The organism is Bradyrhizobium sp. AUGA SZCCT0177, assembly GCF_018130125.1.
In the GTDB taxonomy this organism is placed as follows: Bacteria; Pseudomonadota; Alphaproteobacteria; order Rhizobiales; family Xanthobacteraceae; genus Bradyrhizobium.
The window spans coordinates 80001-98514 of record NZ_JAFCMA010000021.1; the positions used below are offsets into that span (position 1 = coordinate 80001).

Annotated in this window: 20 protein-coding genes (1 of these 20 running past the window's edge); 5 read left to right on the forward strand and 15 right to left on the reverse strand. The window is 63.9% G+C overall.

Annotated features, from left to right (window positions below; all coding sequences use genetic code 11):
• Positions 1-237: the beginning of a TRAP transporter substrate-binding protein gene (locus JQ597_RS23825; RefSeq protein WP_212267132.1), read on the reverse strand. It extends 852 nt beyond the left edge of the window; the window shows 237 of its 1089 coding nt (coding positions 1-237); its start codon is at positions 235-237; the stop codon falls past the left edge of the window.
• Between the two features lie 309 nt (positions 238-546).
• On the opposite strand from JQ597_RS23825, the gene JQ597_RS23830 reads away from it, so the two are divergent.
• Positions 547-1632, forward strand: coding sequence for an NAD-dependent epimerase/dehydratase family protein (locus JQ597_RS23830; RefSeq protein WP_212267135.1), 1086 nt, complete (start codon positions 547-549; stop codon positions 1630-1632).
• Positions 1633-1705: 73 nt separating this feature from the next.
• A complete protein-coding gene (locus JQ597_RS23835; RefSeq protein ID WP_212267286.1) occupies positions 1706-2077 on the forward strand; it encodes a VOC family protein in 372 nt (123 codons plus the stop codon).
• A gap of 8 nt (positions 2078-2085) precedes the next feature.
• Here JQ597_RS23835 and JQ597_RS23840 read toward each other — a convergent pair whose 3' ends face one another.
• The 4 genes from JQ597_RS23840 to JQ597_RS23855 form a co-directional block, all read right to left on the reverse strand.
• Entirely contained in the window at positions 2086-3405 is a 1320-nt protein-coding gene (locus JQ597_RS23840; protein WP_212267138.1) for an NAD(P)H-dependent oxidoreductase, read from the reverse strand.
• Between the two features lie 148 nt (positions 3406-3553).
• Complete coding sequence (locus tag JQ597_RS23845; protein ID WP_212267140.1) at positions 3554-4354, reverse strand: phytanoyl-CoA dioxygenase family protein; 801 nt, start codon at positions 4352-4354, stop codon at positions 3554-3556.
• A gap of 134 nt (positions 4355-4488) precedes the next feature.
• Positions 4489-5163 (reverse strand): GntR family transcriptional regulator, encoded by a 675-nt coding sequence (locus JQ597_RS23850; protein ID WP_212267143.1) that lies wholly within the window; start codon positions 5161-5163, stop codon positions 4489-4491.
• Between the two features lie 102 nt (positions 5164-5265).
• Positions 5266-6132 (reverse strand): sigma-70 family RNA polymerase sigma factor, encoded by an 867-nt coding sequence (locus JQ597_RS23855; protein ID WP_212267147.1) that lies wholly within the window; start codon positions 6130-6132, stop codon positions 5266-5268.
• A 119-nt stretch (positions 6133-6251) separates the two neighbouring features.
• Between JQ597_RS23855 and JQ597_RS23860 the strand changes: the two genes are divergently transcribed.
• Both JQ597_RS23860 and JQ597_RS23865 read left to right on the forward strand, forming a co-directional pair.
• Positions 6252-6707, forward strand: a complete 456-nt coding sequence (locus JQ597_RS23860) for a carboxymuconolactone decarboxylase family protein (RefSeq protein WP_212267288.1) — start codon at positions 6252-6254, stop codon at positions 6705-6707.
• Between the two features lie 183 nt (positions 6708-6890).
• On the forward strand, positions 6891-8624 hold the full coding sequence (locus JQ597_RS23865) for an adenylate/guanylate cyclase domain-containing protein (protein ID WP_212267150.1): 1734 nt from the start codon (positions 6891-6893) through the stop codon (positions 8622-8624).
• A 14-nt stretch (positions 8625-8638) separates the two neighbouring features.
• Here JQ597_RS23865 and JQ597_RS23870 read toward each other — a convergent pair whose 3' ends face one another.
• Positions 8639-9451, reverse strand: coding sequence for an alpha/beta fold hydrolase (locus tag JQ597_RS23870; protein WP_212267153.1), 813 nt, complete (start codon positions 9449-9451; stop codon positions 8639-8641).
• 4 nt (positions 9452-9455) lie between these two features.
• Positions 9456-10268 (reverse strand): alpha/beta fold hydrolase, encoded by an 813-nt coding sequence (locus tag JQ597_RS23875; protein ID WP_212267155.1) that lies wholly within the window; start codon positions 10266-10268, stop codon positions 9456-9458.
• Positions 10269-10448: 180 nt separating this feature from the next.
• On the opposite strand from JQ597_RS23875, the gene JQ597_RS23880 reads away from it, so the two are divergent.
• Positions 10449-10991: a methylated-DNA--[protein]-cysteine S-methyltransferase gene (locus JQ597_RS23880; protein ID WP_212267157.1), complete on the forward strand. Its 543-nt coding sequence runs from the start codon at positions 10449-10451 to the stop codon at positions 10989-10991.
• Positions 10992-10997: 6 nt separating this feature from the next.
• Here JQ597_RS23880 and JQ597_RS23885 read toward each other — a convergent pair whose 3' ends face one another.
• From JQ597_RS23885 to JQ597_RS23920, 8 genes are all read right to left on the reverse strand, one after another.
• The gene (locus tag JQ597_RS23885; RefSeq protein ID WP_212267159.1) at positions 10998-11801 is read right to left on the reverse strand and encodes an enoyl-CoA hydratase/isomerase family protein; all 804 of its coding nucleotides are present in this window, start codon (positions 11799-11801) and stop codon (positions 10998-11000) included.
• Complete coding sequence (locus tag JQ597_RS23890) at positions 11798-12667, reverse strand: MBL fold metallo-hydrolase (RefSeq protein WP_212267161.1); 870 nt, start codon at positions 12665-12667, stop codon at positions 11798-11800. Before JQ597_RS23890 ends, JQ597_RS23885 begins: the two co-directional genes overlap by 4 nt.
• Positions 12664-13851 carry a serine hydrolase domain-containing protein gene (locus JQ597_RS23895; RefSeq protein WP_212267163.1) on the reverse strand — a complete coding sequence of 396 codons (1188 nt, stop codon included), beginning with the start codon at positions 13849-13851 and terminating at the stop codon, positions 12664-12666. The genes JQ597_RS23890 and JQ597_RS23895 overlap by 4 nt, the downstream gene beginning before the upstream one ends.
• A gap of 16 nt (positions 13852-13867) precedes the next feature.
• Entirely contained in the window at positions 13868-14482 is a 615-nt protein-coding gene (locus JQ597_RS23900) for a glutathione S-transferase family protein (RefSeq protein ID WP_212267165.1), read from the reverse strand.
• A gap of 150 nt (positions 14483-14632) precedes the next feature.
• On the reverse strand, positions 14633-15475 hold the full coding sequence (locus JQ597_RS23905) for a fumarylacetoacetate hydrolase family protein (RefSeq protein WP_212267167.1): 843 nt from the start codon (positions 15473-15475) through the stop codon (positions 14633-14635).
• A gap of 194 nt (positions 15476-15669) precedes the next feature.
• Positions 15670-16518 (reverse strand): MBL fold metallo-hydrolase, encoded by an 849-nt coding sequence (locus JQ597_RS23910; protein ID WP_212267169.1) that lies wholly within the window; start codon positions 16516-16518, stop codon positions 15670-15672.
• 168 nt (positions 16519-16686) lie between these two features.
• Positions 16687-17676 (reverse strand): NADPH:quinone reductase, encoded by a 990-nt coding sequence (locus JQ597_RS23915; RefSeq protein ID WP_212267172.1) that lies wholly within the window; start codon positions 17674-17676, stop codon positions 16687-16689.
• A gap of 15 nt (positions 17677-17691) precedes the next feature.
• Positions 17692-18474: an SDR family oxidoreductase gene (locus tag JQ597_RS23920; RefSeq protein WP_192738251.1), complete on the reverse strand. Its 783-nt coding sequence runs from the start codon at positions 18472-18474 to the stop codon at positions 17692-17694.
• Positions 18475-18514: the final 40 nt, after the last annotated feature.

Genomic DNA, 18514 nt, shown 5'->3' on the forward strand with positions numbered 1-18514 from the left:
CAGGCCCGGCACGATTTCGCCGGCGGCGAACGGTTGAATCTGGAATTTGTTGTCGGTGATATCGGCAACGCGCTTGCAGAAAAATTCGCAGCCGCCGTAGAGCGTATCGAGTGCCTTTGGCCAGCTGGCCGCAAGCCGCCACTTAATTTCAGGATTGGATTGCGCGATGGCAGGTGATGCGACCGCAGTCGCAGCGAGACCGACACCGCCTACTTTGATAAAATCACGACGTTTCATTCGTTTCCCCTTTTGTTTTTTAATACTGACCACGGGACAACGATCTTGAATTGTCGTTTCTGTCCGACGATGGCCGACGTTCGATTGGTGATTGAGATCAATCCTTTCAAACCCGTAGGTCAGGATGACCAATCGGGGGTCGATAATCAAGGGTTCTGGCCCCGCCGCAGCTGCGAACAGCTGCAATAAGTTTACGCAATGGTCCGGCCTTCACATGCCCGGCCTTCACACGACGAAAGGCTAAGACGTAGACTGACGCGACCGGCGTTGGTCTGATAGGAAGGCCGGTAATCGCCGCTGGAGCCGGAAATGGCAGAGAAGAAGGTCGTGGTCGCGGGCGCCACGGGATTGGTGGGAAATGCCGCATTGCGGCACTTCGGCGCCGCCGGGGGATGCGACGTTCTGGCGCTGTCGCGGCGCAGGCCGCGCGAGCTCCATGGCTTCAGGCACGTGCAGATCGACCTCACCGATCCCGCGCAGTGCCGGCGCGCTGCAACCGAACTGCAGGGCGCCACCCATCTCGTCTACGCTGCGCTGTATGAAGCGCCCAATCTGGTCGACGGCTGGCGCGATCAGGATCAGATCCGCACCAACGATTTGATGCTGCGCAATCTGATGGCCGCGCTCGAACCGGTCGCGCCGCAGCTTCGGCATGTCGCACTTCTGCAGGGCACCAAGGCCTATGGCGTCCACGTCCGCCCGCTCACCGTGCCGGCGCGCGAAGGCCGCTCGGAAATGTACGAGCAGCCGAATTTCTACTGGGCGCAGGAGAATTTCCTGCGTGAGCTGCAGCAGGGCAAGGCCTGGCACTGGAGCATTTTGCGTCCGGTGTTGATCGTCGGTGAGACAATCGGCGGCGCGATGGACCTGATCCCGCCGCTCGGCGTCTATGCCGCCATGCTGCGCGAGCAGGGCCGGCCGCTCGATTATCCCGGCGGTGCCGCGCGGGTGTCGCAAGCGGTCGACGTCGATCTTTTGGCGCGCGCGATCGCCTGGGCCGGCGAGGCGGCCGCCGCGCGCAACGAAGCCTTCAACGTCACCAATGGCGATGTCTTCACCTGGGAGAATGTCTGGCCGGCGATAGCAGATGCGCTTGAGATGAAGCCGGGCAACGCCGTGCCGCTGTCGCTGGCGCAGGAATATCCCAAGTGGATCGCGCCGTGGGACGAGTTGCGGCGCAAGCATAATCTGATTTCGCCCGGCCTTGAAGAATTTGTCGGCCTGTCATTCCAGTATGCCGATTACAGCATGCGCCATGGCCAGACCCAATCGGGCCCGCCCTCGATCGTCTCGACGGTGAAGATCAACCAGGCCGGCTTTACGGAGATGATGGACACCGAGGCGATGTTCCGGAAGTGGTTCGGACTGGCGCGATCGAGCCGCTTGCTGCCGTAGCACTCTCGGGGGCTGCGCTGATCCGCGCCAGATGCCATCATGATTTGACGGGATGAAACATTGGAGCCTCAAGATGCTGGATCACGTCTCGCTGGGCGTCAGCGATATCGAGCGGTCAAGGAAATTCTATGATCAGGCGCTCCGTCCGCTCGGCATCGAGCGCTTGTACGCTGACGGTCCAACCGCCGCCGGCTATGGGGCCGACCGGAAGGCATTCTTCTGGATCGGCGAGAAAGACGCTTCGCAGACCGGCAGCCACGTCGCCTTTGCGGCCCACGACAGGGAAACCGTAGATCGATTTCACCAGGCCGCGCTCGCAGCCGGGGGACGAGACAACGGGCAACCGGGACTGCGCCCGAATTATCACGAAGATTACTACGGCGCGTTCGTGCTCGATCCCGACGGCCACAACATCGAGGCGGTTTGCCGCCGGAACCAAGTGTAATCCAATCGCTACATGTTACCCGTCGCGGCAAACTTCGCTTCCATCGCCTTGCGCGTCTTGATGGTATCGTTGGCTTCGTCGACCTCGACATCGCTCCAGCGCACCACCGCGCCGTGGGCGACGTTGTTCTTCAGCTTGACGCGATGGGCCAGACCAATCGGCAGCGCGCCGGCTTTGAGGCTGGCGGCCGCCGGCATCAACTTGCCCCACACCGTGTAGCCGCCTTCGCCGTCGAGCATTTCGCCGGCGCGTAAGTCGCGTTTGGCGACCGCCGCGACGTCCCCGCGAAAACCATGGGGCTGCCCGGTCGGCTCATTGCGCAGTGCCGCCGACAGGATGGAGATGTTCAGCTCCAGCCCGATCAGATGATAGGGCTTGTACATCGCCGCATACCGGCCCGAGGCGTCGGTCTTCAGCCCGTATTGCTTGAAACAGTCAGCGGCGTAATCGTTCGGCGCTTCGAGCACGACGTAGACGCCCCAGCGCAGATCGCGAAACACCGGGCGTCCGTCGCGCTCCAGCGACGACACCACTTCGACCACGCCGGATTTCTCCAGCACGCCGCCTTTGTCGCGCGGCCGCATCACATGCGGCAGGTCGTCGACGCCGCAGGGCGGAAACTTTAGGCCGTCCGTGGGCACGTCGAGCTGGCAAGCGTTGGCGATTGCCGCCATCTCGATCGCGGATTTGGTGCCGTCCAGAAACGAGTTGAACATTTGCGGGTTCATGCCCGCCGACTGCGCTTCATCCGCGGTGAGGCCGTAATGGCCCCAGACGCCTTCCGGCGTCACATCATGATAGGCTGGCAGATACTTTGTACCTTTACCGGCGGCAACGACGCGGAATCCCGTCGCGCGCGCCCAGTCCACCATCTCTGATGTGAGCGCAGGCTGATCGCCATAGGCCAGCGAATAGACCACGCCGGCCTTGCGGGCTTCCTCCGCGAGCAGCGGACCTGCCAGCACATCGGCCTCGACATTGACCATCACGACATGCTTGCCGGCGGCAATCGCCGCGCGGGCATGCCGGATGCCGACGGCCGGATTGCCGGTCGCTTCCACAACGACATCCATCGCCCCGCCGGTGATCGCGCGCAGGCCGTCATCGGTGAAGGCGGTCCGTGCGATCCGCTCCTGGTCCCAGCCGACGGTACGGCACGCTTCGCGCGCGCGGTCACGGTCGAGATCGATAATCAGCGGCACCTCCAATCCCGGCGTGTGCGGCACCTGCGCCAGGAACATCGAGCCGAACTTGCCGGCGCCGATCAGGGCGACGCGAACCGGTTTGCCCGCCGCATGGCGGGCCTGGAGGAGGTGGTGGAGGTTCATGGGAGGAATCCGTTCTACTTCTCGTCATTCCGGGGCGCGCCTCTTGGCATGAGCCCGGAATCCATACTCCCGATCGTGGTTATGGATTCCGGGCTCGACGCTGCGCGTCGCCCCGGAATGACGGCTGATTGAAATGCGGCTTTGACGACTACTCCGCCGCCTGGCGATGCGCCCGCGCCAATCGCAGCAACGCGTCGTCATCGACGGTCTGGATCGGCGTGAAATCGCGGTGGGCGATATATTCCGGCCGCGTCGGGGTGCGGATGTAATTGGAGACCGCATTCAGCGTCAAATAGACGATCTTGCGCGGATAAGGCGTGATGTTGCCGGCTGAACCGTGCACCAGATTGCCGTGGAACATCAGCATGCCGCCGGCCTTGCCGGTGGGCGCGACGATGCCGCCTTCCTTCACCAGCCTCGTCACCGTGACCTCGTCCAGCGTCCACAGCGGATAGGAAGTGGTTTCGAGATCGTGCGAGGCCTTGAGGTCGCCGGCGTGCTGGCTCTTCGGCACCAGCATCAGGGGACCGTTGATCGGCATCACCTCGTCGAGGAAGATCGCGATATTCATCGCGCGCGGCAGCAGCATGCCGTCGTCGCGCTTCCAGGTGCCGTAATCCTGATGCCATTGCCAGACGTCGCCGGTGAAGGCGGATTTGGCGTTGATCTTGTATTGATGCATGTAGACTTTTTCGCCGAACACCTGCTCGACCGGCTCGATCATGCGCGGATGTGCGCCGAGCACGCCGAACGCTTCATTGTAGAGATGCGCCGCAAAGGCGGTGCGCGGCGCACCGCTCTTCTCGCGCCACACCTCGGGCCGGTCGGCGTCGTAGATGCCTTCGGCCTCGCGCGCGAGATAGGCCACTTCCTCGGGGCTGAACAGCTCGGGCAGAAACAGCCAGCCTTCGCGGTTGAAATAGTCGATCTGCTCTTGCGTGAGTTTCATGGTCGTTCCTCCTGTTTTATTTTCTATTGTTTGTCATTCCAGGATGCGCCTCTTGGCGCAGGCCCGGAATCCATACTCACGATCGTGGTTATGGATTCCGGGCTCGTGACTTCGTCACGCCCCGGAATGACGACTTACGCCGCCCTATCCGTCGCCCTCAGTCTTTCCTCCGTCATCCGTCCCGCCGTTTGCGCATGCGCCAATGCCGCGGCCTCGGCTTCCCCAGCCTTGCCGGCCAGAATCCGCACCGCGATCGCCTCGTGTTCGCTCCAGGCGCTGTCGCGGTAGTCGAGTTCGGCCAGCACGGTCGCCATCGAGCGGCGCATATGCGGCCATTGCGGCGCGATCATTTCCTCGATCGCGGGGTTTCCTGCGAGGCGGTAGATCGCGCTGTGAAAGTCGACGTCGAGCGCAATCAGCCGCGCCAGCGGGGTGTCCTCGCCGATGGTCCGGCCGGCTTGCAGTGCCGCTTCCAGCGCCGCGCGCCCGGCCGTGTCGGTCTTCACGCGTCCGGCGGCAAGCCGTGCCGCCAGGGCGTCGATGGCCCCGCGGACCTCGTAGAGCTGGCGGATACGCGCCGGATCGAGCTCGGTGACCTCGAACCCACGGCGGCCGCTCTCGGCCACCAGGCCCTGCCGGTGCAGCAGATGCAGGGCGTGGGAAACCGGCTGGCGCGATACGCCAAGCTTCTCGGCCAGCTCGTTCTGGGTGATGCGCTGCCCCGGCGGCAGCGTCCGATCAATGATCGCCTCGAGGATCCGGGCATAGACCTGGTCGATCAGGTTGGGGAGCGGATCTAACGGGATCATGCCAGCCGTCCAAAATGGAATACGGAATTCCGTATTCGGTATTGATACCCCTGGCTGGCTGCACGGTCAAGGGGGCTTTGACGTGTGGAACTCTGGCCGACGCTAGCCGGGCGCAAGCACCTCTACGTCGAACGTGCCGATCGCTTCCGCGTCAGCCACCGCGTCCACCGCCGATATCCGCTCGCCGCTGATGGTCAGCCGCAGCATGATGCGCAATTGCCCGCCGAGGACGACGGCGACCGCCAGCGCGCCGTCGACCAGCGCGGGCCTTGCGGCCTGGGCGCGGCCCTTGAAGGTTTCGGCAACCGCCGCAGCGCCGCGGATTTCCGGCAGCGAACCGAGCCGCTGAGCGGCCTGGTCGGCACGGAACACCACGTCAGGATCCAGCACCGCGAGCAGCCCTTCGAAGTCACCGCTGCGCGAGGCCGCCAGGAACGCATCGACGATCTGTTTCTGGCGGCTGAAATCGGCGTCCGGCGCGGGCGGGGTGCCCTGCACCCGGCGGCGGGCGCGGCTGGCGAGTTGCCTCGCTGCGGCGGGCGTGCGGCCGACGATCGGCGCGATCTCCTCAAAGGGAACGGCAAACATGTCGTGCAGCACGAAGGCCAGCCGTTCGGCCGGCGCCAGCGTCTCCAGCACCACCAACAGCGCCGCGCCGACGGAATCGGCCATATCAGCATCGCGCTCGTGTTCGTCGTTGGCCGCAGGTTCCGGCACATCCGGGCCGATCGGTTGCTCGCGCCGCGATTTGCGTGACCGCAGCATGTCGAGGCAGACACGGGCGACCACCGTGGTCAGCCAGCCGCCGAGGTTTTCGACCGCGCCGGTATCGGTACGGCCAAGGCGCAGCCAGGTCTCCTGCACGGCATCGTCGACCTCGGCGGTCGATCCCAGCATGCGGTAGGCCACCGCCCGCAAATGGCCTCGGTTGGCCTCGAATTTCTCGGCCAGAAACTTTTTCTCGTCCATCGGTCACATTCCCATGTCGCGTTCCGTCTTGGCTATGACGAACGAAACCGTGCCGATGTGACAGCAAATCGGCACGGCGGCGTCAAAACCGAACAAAATTGGATGGAGAATCAAAGATGATGCAGGCTCGAATGAACCACCCCGTCATGGTCGTTCCCGACGCCATGAAGGCGCTGCACTCGCTCGGCGAACTGACCAAGAACAGCTTGCCGGAAAAGCTGCTTGAACTGGTGCATCTGCGCGCCAGCCAGATCAACGGCTGCAGCGTCTGCGTCGACATGCACCCCAAGCTCGCCAAGAAAGCCGGCGAGACCGATGAGCGGCTGTTCGCGGTCGCGGCCTGGCATGACACGCCTTACTTCACGGACGCCGAGCGGGCCGCATTGGCGCTGACGGAAGCGCTGACCCGCATCAGCGACCGCGCCGACCCGGTGCCGGATGCGATCTGGAATGAGGCCGACAAGCAGTTCGACGAACAGGAGCTTGCAGCGCTGGTCCTGGCGATCGCCAACATCAATGTCTGGAACAGGCTCAACGTCGCCGTGCGCCAGCCGGTGGGCGTCTGGAAGGTGTGAGGGGCGATTACGCGGGGGTCCGGCCCGGAATCCCGGGACACTGGCCGCAATTCCAGTGCGCGGGCTCGTGCTTAATTTACCTGCGCGAGCTAAAGAACAAGCCTGGCCGATCCCGATCGGCCGGGCTTTTTCGTTTGCCCCACCATCCATTCCGGTCCGCCCGTTATGTCAGAGCCCCGATCCATGTTGCGACCGTCGATCCGCAAACGAATCCTTGCCATCGCGGTCGGGCTGATCGTCCTGATGGCGATCACATCGGTTCTGTCGACGGTGATGACGCGAAAGGTCGCCCATCAGCTCGATGAGCTAAGCGGCAAATATGTCGAGGCCTACGGGCATCTGGCGCGGATGAATGTCCGCTCGCTGGAGCAGGCGCTGGCGGTTCGCAGGATGGTAATCGCAAAGACGCAGTCGCCGCCGGATGATGCCGCTTTTGCGGAGCACCAAAAAACCTATGAGGCGAAAGACCTGGAGATCGACAAAGAGGCCCAGGCCGCGCGGGTGCTGATCAATGCGATCATCGACGACACCTCTACCGATTCCGATAACGCCAGGCTCGGCCGGATCGATGACCGGATCGAGAACGTCAACAAGGACCTTCGCCGCTACTTGAGCGATGAGAACAAGCGGATGTTGCCACTGCTCGCTTCCGGCAATTTCGCCGAGGTAAGGGCGAGCCTCGCCCGGGCCGACACGCTGCGCGACGATTTCAATCAGAAGGTGGAGGAAATCCGAAAGGATATGCTGGTGCAGGTCCGCAGCGATGCCGTGGTGACGATGCGTGACCAGCAAAAGGCCATTGTGATCTCCATGATCCTGACGGTGCTGGCGGCCGTATTGGGGTTGATGTTCGCGATCTTCGTCAGCATGGGCATCACCCGGCCGGTCCGGCGGCTGCTGGATGGCACCCGCGCCGTCGAGGCCGGCCGCCTCGATGGATCGATCGACGTCACCACGCGGGACGAGATCGGCCAGCTCACGTCCGCGTTCAACAACATGGTCGAACAGTTGCGTCACAAGGAGAAGATGCGCGAGACCTTCGGCCGCTATATCGACCCGCGCGTCGTGGAAGGATTGATCAACCGTCAATCGCTGACCACAACCGATGGCGAGCGCCGCGTGATGACCGTGCTGTTCTGCGACATGAAGGGGTTTACCAGCCTCAGCACGGGCATGACGCCGCAGGGGCTGGTCAAGGTCATGAACCATTATCTGTCGACCATGTCGGGGCCGATCCGCAACCATCATGGCATTATCGACAAATATATCGGCGACGCGATCATGGCCTATTGGGGTCCTCCGTTCAACGAAGACGGCGAGCAGGCGCGGCTGGCCTGTTTGGCTGCGATCGACATGGCTCGCCGCGGTACAACGTTGCGGACGGAGCTTCCCGAATTGCTCGGCGTGCGCACGGTGCCCAGCGACTGCGACGTCCGTATCGGCGTTGCGACCGGCGAGGTGCTGGTCGGCAGCATCGGTTCGGAATTCATGATGAGCTACACTGTCATGGGCGACGCGGTGAATCTGGCGTCGCGGCTGGAGGGCGCCAACAAGGCCTATGGCAGCCATTGCCTGGTCTCGGCGCCGACCATCGCCGCAGCCGGTGACGGATTGGCGTTTCGCGAGATCGACCGCCTGGTCGTGGTCGGCCAGAGTCAGCCGGAGACGGTGTTCGAGATCATCGGGCGCGAGGACGAACTCACGCCGGACCAGGTGTCGCTGCTGGACAGTTATTCGAAGGGGCTCGCCGCCTATCGCGAGCGCCGTTGGGACGACGCGCGCCACGCCTTCAGCGCCGGGCTCGAAGCGGTCCCCGGCGACGGGCCGTCCAGGGCTCTTGTCAAACGCATCGGTGAGTTTCAGGCAAATCCGCCGGCCGCCGATTGGGACGGCGCATGGCGTCTCGATGAAAAGTGATCAACCGGCAGCGCTCACGCCGCCAGAAACTCCATCACGGCGTCGGAGTATTCCTGCGGCGCCTGATCGAAGATCCAGTGCCGGGCGCCGGGGATCACGGCGGTTTTGGCGCCGGGAATATGCTGCGCCAGCACGCGCCAGATCTGGGTCAGCGAGCCCTGGGTGTCGCCGCCGCCGATCAGCAAGGTCGGCATCCCAATCGATTCCGCTTCGCTGCGTGAAAACGGCCGGCGCTTCTCGCCGACCTGGCCGATCAGCGTATAAGCGTTGTCGCGGAGCTGCTGTTTGGGTGCGGCCGGCAGTCGCTTCCACGTGCCCTCGCCATCGATCATGTCGACGATCAGGTCGAGCGCGCCGTCGATATCGCCGGCTTTTACTTTCTCCACCGCAGCCGGAATCCGCGCCGCAATCGCCGACGAACCCGGGCCCGCACCGGCTGAACTGAGCGTGGCGTCGAGGTCGCCGCCGGGCTCGGCGAGCACCAGCTTGCGCAATAGATCCGGCCGCTGCTCGGCGACGCGAAAGGCGATATGCCCGCCGCGGGAATGGCCCATCAGGTCGACGGGACCGAGTTTCAGTTGCTCGATGAAGCCGATCACGTCGGAGACATGCTGCGCCATCAGATAGTCGTCGCCGACGCCGTCCCAATGCTCCGGGAAAAAGTGCCGCAGGCTGAGCGAGATCACGCGGTGTTTTTTCGACAGCGGTCCGAGCACCGGATACCAGGTGCGGAAATCGCCGAGCGTGCCGTGGACGCAGACCAGCGGCGGGCCCTGTCCGACGTCGAGATAGGCGATGTCGTAGCCGTTGACGGGAAGCGTTTGCATGGGATCAAGCCTCTGCCAGGAACGCGAGCACGATCTCGCAATATTTCTGCGGCGCCTGTTCGAACATCGGATGCGTGGCGCGGGGGATCATCTCGGTGCGGGACCCCTTCACATTCGCGGCCAGCGCACGCAGCACCAGCGGCGGCGTGCCCCTGGTGTTGGCGCCGCCGATGAACAGCGTCGGCGTCGTGATCGCTTCCGCATCCGCCTTGGAGAACGGCGGACGCGAGTCGCGCATCTGGCCGATCAGCGTGGTGGCGTTGTCGCGCAGCAACTGCTTCGGCGTCGCCGGCAGGCGCTTCCAGGCCCCGGGTCCTTCGAGCGCGTCGATGAAGATGGCAAGCCCGCCATCGATATCGCCCTTGGCGATGACCTCCGCGGACGCTGCAATTCGGGCCGCCAGCGGCGAGGGGCCGGGCTCGTAGGCGGGATCGAGCGAGGCGTCGAGTTCGCCGCCGGGCTCGGCCAGGATCAGTTTTCGTAACAGGTCCGGCCGGCGCTGCGCGACGCGAAACGTGATGTGCCCGCCGCGGGAGTGGCCCATCAGATCGACCGGTCCGATGCCGAGTTTCTCGATGAAGGCGATCACGTCGTCGACATGCTGCGCGATCGAATAGGTGTCGCCGATTCCGTCCCAATGGTCGGGAAAGAAATGCCGCAGCGACGGCGCGATGACGCGGTGTTTTTTCGACAGCAGCCCCATCACCGACGACCAGATCCGGAAGTCGCACAGCGAGCCATGCACGCACACCAGCGGCGGGCCGTCACCGGCCTCGAGATAGGCCATGTCGAAGCCGTTGACGGGGAGGGTTTGCATGGGGGGCTCGGTGTGCGGGGCGGCGCCATTGAATGGCGCGGTGAATATCCCACATCATCGGAAGTTGTTTATGCCGTCAAGTTCCCTCAGGTTTCGGGTGGATAGCAACAATCTCCAAGCCTAGATTTGGGACCAGCATCAAGCTCAAACTATCGGAGCGAGAGGATCTGGAGCGAGATCATGACCGAACAGCAATTTGCGATATTCGACACCCCGATCGGCCGCTGTGGCATCGTGTGGGGCGAGCGCGGCATTGTGTCGGTGCAACTGCCGATGGGCGACGAGAAGAAAACCCGCACCCGGCTGCAGCAGCGCCATGGCGACATCGACGAGGCGCATCCGCCAGCGAACGTGCAGGCTGCGATTGAAGGTATCGTCGAACTCCTGGCCGGCAAGCCGAACGACCTGGCGGACGTCGTGCTCGACCTCGACGGCGTGCCCGAATTCAACCGCGGCGTCTACGACATCGCGCGCACCATTCCGCCGGGCCAGACCATGACCTATGGCGACATCGCGAAAAAGCTCGGCGGCGTCGAGCTGTCGCGCGACGTCGGCCAGGCACTCGGCCGCAACCCCTGTCCGATCGTGGTGCCCTGCCACCGCGTGCTGGCGGCGGGCAACAAGCCGGGCGGCTTCTCCGCCAATGGCGGCGTGGTGACGAAACTCAAAATGCTGGCGATCGAAGGCGCGGTGGTGAACCACACGCCGAACCTGTTCGATTGAAGCGCGTTAGCGCCCCTTGAAGTTCGGCGGGCGCTTTTCGTTGAACGCCAGCACGCCTTCGCGGCGGTCCTCGGTCGGGACCATCCGGTTATAGGCCTCGATCTCGAGCGCAAGCCCGTCGCGCAGCGATGATTGCAGGCCGCGGTGGATTGCGAGCTTGGCCTGGCGGATCGAGATCGGGGCGTTGCGGGCGATGTGCGACGCGGTCGCCAGCGCTTCCCGCAGCAGGTCGGCTTGCGGAAACACTTCGTTGACGAGGCCCCAGTCGCGCGCCTGCGCTGCCGTGAAGGGTTTGCCGGTCAGGATCAGTTCCTTGGCGCGGCGCTCGCCGACCGCGCGGGGCAGGGTTTGCGTGCCGCCGCCGCCCGGCATGATGCCGAGCGTCACCTCGGTCAGGGCAAAGCGTGTGGTCTCGGCGGCGTAGAGGAAATCGCAAGCGCCTGCGATCTCGCAGCCGCCGCCATAGGCCGCACCGTTGACGGCGCCGATGATCGGGACCGGGCAGTCGATCAGCGCCCGCACCATCCGCTCGAAGATCACGTGCTGGCGCGTCCATTGCTCGTCGGTCATGCCGCGGCGTTCCTTGAGGTCGCCGCCGGCGCAGAACGCCTTGTCGCCGGATCCGGTCAGGACGATGCAGCGCAGATTGGCGGGGTCGAGCGCGACATCCTCGAAACAGCGAACGAGATCGCGGCCCATCTGGGTGTTGAGCGCGTTGGAGGCGTCCGGCCGGTTGAGCCGCACGATCATCACATGCGCATCAACCCGTTCCAGCGCCAGCGTCTCGAATGTCTCCGCCGCCGTGCTCATATCGCCTCGCAGGTAAACCCGTTGCCGGCGCGGCGGATCTTGCCGACCGACGGCGAGGGGAAATGCGCGGTGCAGCACAGCGTGTCGGTGTCGCAATAGCGTTCGAGGAAACTGCGGCGCGTGACGCCCGCCTGCGCCTGGTCGACGTCGAACTTGACCGACATTTCCGGATAGCGCGTCTGCAGCGGCGAATGCATCAGATCGCCCGAGAACACCGCATCGTCCTTGCCGCGGCCGAAGGTGAAGGCGAGATGGCCGGGGGTGTGGCCCGGCGTCGGCAGCAGGCGGGTGTGATCGCCGATCGCAAAATCGTCGCGCACAATCTCGGACTGTCTGGCTTCGACCACCGGCAGCACGCTGTCGCCGAACGGCGGCACCGGCGTCTTGGCATTGGTTTCGGTCCAGTAATCGAACTCGGTCTTGCCGAACACGTAACGCGCCTTCGGGAAGGTCGGCACCCAGCGGCCGTTTTCCAGGCGCGTGTTCCAGCCGACGTGATCGACATGCAGATGCGTACACATGACATAGTCGATATCGCCGACGGAAAAACCCGCCGCGGCGAGCGCGTGCGCGTAAGTGTCGTCGGTCTTCATGTTCCATTTCGGACGCAGCGGCCGCGGCTTGTCGTTGCCGATGCAGCTGTCGATCAGGATGGTGTGGTGCGGCGTCTTCACGATGTAGGACTGGAAACACAGGATCAGCACGTCATCGGCGTCGAGCGCGCCGGCCTTCTGCATCCAGCCGCGGTTTTCCGCCAGCAGTTCCGGCGTTAGCCCCGGCAGCATCTCCAGCGCCGGCACGAAGGCGGCTTCCTGCTCGATGATACGGTGGATGGTGAGATCGCCGACGGTGAATTTCAGGCTCATGGCTTTTCCTTGTTCTTGTCGTCGCGAATGGATGGAAGGATGTAGTTCGCCATCATATCCAACGCTCCGTCGCCCTGGCGTGGTTGAGGATAAAGCCCTGATGTCGTCATCACCACAAGGTCGCGGTCGGGCACGATGAAAAGCCGCTGGCCGCCGAGGCCCATCGCGGCAATCCACTTCACTTCCGTCTCCAGCGCGATCGAGCGGCCCATCCACCATTGCTGGCCGTAGAAAAACAGCCCGCTGAAATAGCCGATCGCCTGAAAGCGCGGCCGCACCGATTGCTCGATCCATTCCGGCGAGACAATTTGTTGTCCGCCCCAGGTGCCGCGATTGAGCACCATTTGGCCGAGCTTGGCGGCATCGCGCGGCCGCATCCGCAGGCCGACGGCGGAAGCGACCTTGCCGTTCTTCGAGTAGGTCTTCCATTCCAGATCGGTAATTCCGATCGGCCCAAACAGCACCTCGCGCGCGAACGCTTCCAGCGGCTTGCCGGAGACGCGTTCGAGGATATTGCCGAGCAAATCCGTCCCGCCGCCATTATAGGTCCACACATTGTCCGGCGGCTTTACGATCGGCTTCGACAGAATGTAGCGGATCGGGTCGGTCTCGCTGCCCAAATGCGGTTCGTCGTTCTTCGGATCGTTCCAGGCGCGGTTCTCGTCCCACTGCATGCCGGACGACATTGTGAGCAGATGGCGAAGCGTGACCTGGTCCCAGCCCGGCGATTTGACGGAAGAATACTCCGGATAGAATTTGACGACGGGCTCTTCCGCGCTCGCGATCAGCTTGCGGTCGATCGCGATGCCGACCAGAAGCGAGATCACGCTCTTCGAGGCCGAGCGCATGTCGTGCAGGGTGGTGGCATCGAACTCGTGCTGGCCGCCGCCCTGGCCCCAGGGCTCGTCATAGCCCGCGAAATACTGTTCGAACACCAGCTTGCCGTGGCGGACGATGACCACGGCGTGGACGTTGGCCTGAATTTCCTTCAGGCGCGCCGCGATGGTGCAAAGCCGCGCGCCATCGAGGCCGACGCTTTCGGGGGAGGCGATGGCCCAGCCATCGTCGAGGGCGGTGGGCGTTCCGCAAGCCATGCCGGTTTGTCCCCGCGCGGTCACGGACGCCGACAGCAGGAGCACGGCAGCGATGCCGAGGCGCCGCAATTTCCTGCCGCCCTCACGCATGCTGCCGTCTCCATCGTTACGCCGGCGGGGGAGCCGAGATTTTCACCGACGGCCGCTCCAGCATTTTCTGATGGAAGGCATCGAGCTTCGGGAACGCCTTGCGCCAGCCGCAATCGGCAAAGCGGAAATCGGCATAACCGAGCACGCAGACGAGGCCGATCTGCACGATGTCGAACGGCCGCGACAGCACCTCTAGCTTGTTCTCGAACCGCGCCATGCCGGTCCAGGCCCGGTTCCAGTGGTCGTCGGACCAGGCCTTCCACCGCAACTCCTGCGGGCGCACCATGCCCTCGTAGCGGCACAGCAGCATGGCATCGAGCATGCCCTGCAGCAGCGAATGATCCGACTTGACCTGCCAGCGCGTCGGGCCGGAGGCCGGGATCAGCCTGTTGCCGCCGGCGAGTTCGTCGAGATATTCGACGATGACGTAGGAATCCAGAATGACGTCGCCATTGTCGAGGATCAGCACCGGCAGCTTCTTCAGCGGCGTGATCTTCGAATATTCCTCGTTGACGGTGCCGGGCGCCACCGTCGCCGAAATGAATTCGATCTTGTCGATCAGCCCGGTCTCGATCGCGGCGATGCGAACCTTGCGGGCGAATGGCGAGGCGGGAGAGAAGCTGAGTTTCATGTTGTTATTCCCTGACCAGTTCGTTTCTCCGTTATGGCCGGGCTTGTCCCGGCCATCCACGTCTTCGTTGCCGATGCACCGTCAAGACGTGGATGCCCGGCACAAGGCCGGGCATGACGACGAGTGAGCAAGTGCTCCACCCCACCAACCTCACGCCTCGATGACTTGCTGCCGCTGTTCGCCGAGGCCCTCGATGCCGAGGGTGACGACGTCGCCGACATTGAGGAATTGCGGCGGCTTCATGCCGGCGCCGACGCCGGGCGGCGTGCCCGTGGTGATGATGTCGCCGGGCAGCAGCGTGAGGAATGTCGAGACGTAGGCAATGCACTTCGCCATCGTGAAGATCATGGTCGAGGTCGAGCCGGTCTGGCAGCGCTTGCCGTTGACGTCGAGCCACATCGACAGCTTCTGCACGTCGGCGATTTCATCCTTGGTCACCAGCCATGGGCCGACCGGGCCGAACGTGTCGTGAGACTTGCCCTTGGTCCATTGGCCGCCGCGCTCCTGTTGGAAGTAGCGCTCGGAGACGTCGTTGCAGACGCAGTAGCCGGCGACGTGATTGAGCGCGTCGGCCTCGCTGACATATTTGGCGCGGGTGCCGATGATGGCGGCGATCTCGACTTCCCAGTCGAGCTTCTTGGACTCGCGCGGCTTTTCGACCGCGTCGTTCGGGCCGCTCAGCGAGGTGTTGGCCTTCAAAAAGAAGATCGGCTCGGGCGGAATCGGATTGCCGGTTTCCTTGGCGTGATCGACGTAGTTGAGGCCGATCGCGACGAATTTCGAGATGCCGGTGACCGGCGCACCGAAGCGCGGCTTGCCATCGACGGCGGGAAGTTTTGAGGGGTCCAATGCTGCAAGCTTGGCCAACGAAGCGGGCGCGTAGGCCTCGCCGTTAAGATCCTTCACATGCGCGGAAAGATCGCGCAGCTGGCCGGATTTATCGATCAGGCCGGGCTTTTCCTGGCCAAGCGCGCCGTAACGAACAAGCTTCATTGTACTGCTCCCTCAGGGGTTTATTTACTTGGAATGCTTCATGGAACAGCGGGCGGGGAAATTCAACCACGGAAGCGCCCCGCATTGCAGGTCTCTTAATTCGTAGGGTGGGTGGAGCGCAGCGATACCCACCAGCTTTCCTGCATCCTGAGGCGGTGGGTATCGCTTCGCTCCACCCACCCTACAATCCGGGTTCACCCCAGCGCGATGAACTTGAAGGCGTCCCCCTCGCGCCTGATATGGCCGGCATTGAAGTGCCCGCCGATGACAAGCGTCGGCGTGTCGGTAAAACGCCCGAACAGCTCGCGCCGCGTCACGGCCGACGCTTTGGGGTCGGAATCCGCGGTTGATGACCAGTCGAGATGGGCCATCTGGCAGGGGTGATGGGCGACGTCGCCGGTGAGCAGGCCCTCCTGGCCGTCGGACTTGATGTGGATGCTCATATGGCCGGGGCTGTGGCCGGGCGTCGGGATCAGGGTGATTTCGTCCGAAAGCCTGGCATCGCTCGGCACCAGATCGGCCTTGCCGGCATCCGCGATCGGTTTGACGGAATCGCCGAACACCGCCTTTTTGTCGGGCTCGTCGCTGTGGTCGCGCCAGTGCTCGAATTCGGTCTTGCCGAACACATAGCGGGCGTTGGCGAAGGTCGGCACCCACTGGCCGCCGACCAGCCTGGTGTTCCAGCCGACATGGTCGACATGCAGGTGGGTGCAGAGCACCGTGTCGATGCTGTCAGGCGCAAAGCCCGCCGCGGTCAATCTGTCGAGGAACGGGTCCTGGCGGTTGTTCCAGGTCGGTACGTTGCGGCCCTGCTTGTCGTTTCCCAATCCGGTGTCGACGATGATTCGCCGCTTTGGTGTTTCCACCAGCAGCGAATGGATCGACATTTTGAGGCGGCCCTCTTCATTGGCGAAATGCGGGATCAGCCAGGGCAGCTTCTGGATCTCTTCGTTGGTTGCGAGCGGCAGGATGAAGCGGGTGCTGCCGACGGTCTCCAGTTCGACCACCTTGGTGATTTTGACCTTGCCTACCGTCCAGTGCATCCGGCGGTTCCTCCCTTGTTTCGTTTCTTGCTTACCTCGCCCCGCTTGCGGGGAGAGGTCGGCGCGTAGCGCCGGGTGAGGGGTACAGGTCTTCCAACCAGCAAATCGCTCGTTGAGGGAGCCCCTCACCCCAACCCTCTCCCCGCAAGAGCGGGGTGAGGGAGTCAGCTAACGCGCGCAGTCGACGATGACGGTGCCGAGCTTGTCGCCCTTTTCCACCGCGAGATGCGCCCGGGCCGTCTCCGACAGTGCAAACTCCCCGGCCACGTTGTGGATGCGCTTGCCCGCCGTGAGCCATTTTGTGATGTCGGCCTGGGCTGCGGCCAGCAGCGGCGGCGGCAGTGCGAACAGCACCAGCGCGCGTAGCGCGATGCATTTCTCCATCAGGTCGCGCATCGGGACCAGCGGCGTGCGATTGCCATTGGTGGCGTAGACCGCGATGGTTGAATTCATCGCCATCAATTTCAGGGTGATGGCGATGTTGCCGCCAAAATCGACGTCGACCACGCGGTCGACGCCGCGCCCGCCGGTGAAGGCCAGCACTTTGGCGATGACGTCATCATTGCGGTAGTTGATGACGAGATCGGCGCCGGCAAGCCGCGCCTGTTCGGCCTTCGCTTCCGAACTGACGGTCGCGATCACCTGCGCGCCGCCCCATTTTGCAAGTTGCACCGCATAATGGCCGACCGCGCCGGCGCCGCCGGTGACCAGCACGGTTTTTCCCGTAATCGGACCATCGCAGAACAGGCAGCACCACGCCGTCATGCCGGGAATTCCGAGCGTGGCGCCGGCGGCGTATGAAAGACTGTCCGGCAGCGGCGTCACCAGATGCTCGGCGAGCGCGATGTACTCCGCCGCGGTGCCGAAGGCGCGGCCGTTGCGCTGACCGTTGAACAGCCAGACGCGCTGGCCGACCCTCAATTGCGTGACGTCTTCGCCGACCTGGTCGATGATCCCGGCGCCGTCGCTGTTGGGGATCACGCGCGGATACTCCATCGCGCGATAGCTGCCGCCGCGGCGGCCGACATCGGCGGGATTGACGCCGGACGCCTTCAGCCGCACCCGGACTTCGCCCGGGCCGGCGTCAGGCGTCGGCATCTCGCCATAGGTCAGCACCTCGGGCGCAGGGCCCGTCCGCTCGTACCAGACCGCTTTCATCTGGCGCCCCTTACACTACAGCGTTCCCGGGAACGCACCGCCGTCGAGCAGGATGTTCTGCCCGGTGATGAAGCCGGCCTTGGCGCTGCACAGGAAGGCGCAGGCCTCGCCGAATTCTTCCGGGGTGCCGAACCGTCCGGCGGGATTGAGCTTGGCGCGCTCTGCCAGCACCTGCTCGACGTCGATTTTGCGCTTCTCGGCTTCGCCCTTTGCGGTGCCGCGCAGGCGGTCGGTGTCGAAGGGACCCGGCAGCAGCCCGTTGATGGTGACGTTGTTGATCACGGTCTTGCGCGAGATACCGGCAACAAAGCCGGTGAGGCCGGCGCGGGCGCCGTTGGAAAGGCCCAATATGTCGATCGGCGATTTCACCGCGGCGGAGGTGATGTTGACGATGCGGCCGAACTTGCGCGCCATCATGCCATCCACCGTCGCCTTGATCAGCTCGATCGGGGTGAGCATGTTGGCGTCGACAGCCTTGATCCAGTCGTCGCGGGTCCAGTTGCGGAAATCGCCGGGCGGCGGGCCTCCGGCGTTGTTGATCAAAATGTCCGGATCGGGACAGGCTTTGAGCACGTCCGCGCGTCCCTGGGGCGTGGTGATGTCGCCGGCGACTTCCGTCACCGTTACGCCGGGATGCGCTTTGCGGATTTCATCGGCGGTCTTTTTCAGCGCCTCGGCGCCGCGCGCCGTCAAGGTGACGTGCACGCCTTCATTGGCCAGTTGCATCGCGCAGGCGCGTCCCAAGCCTTTGCTGGAGGCACATACGATGGCGCGGCGGCCTTTGATTCCAAGATCCACTGTCTCACTCCCGTTATGTCAGGTGATTTTCTAGATTTCG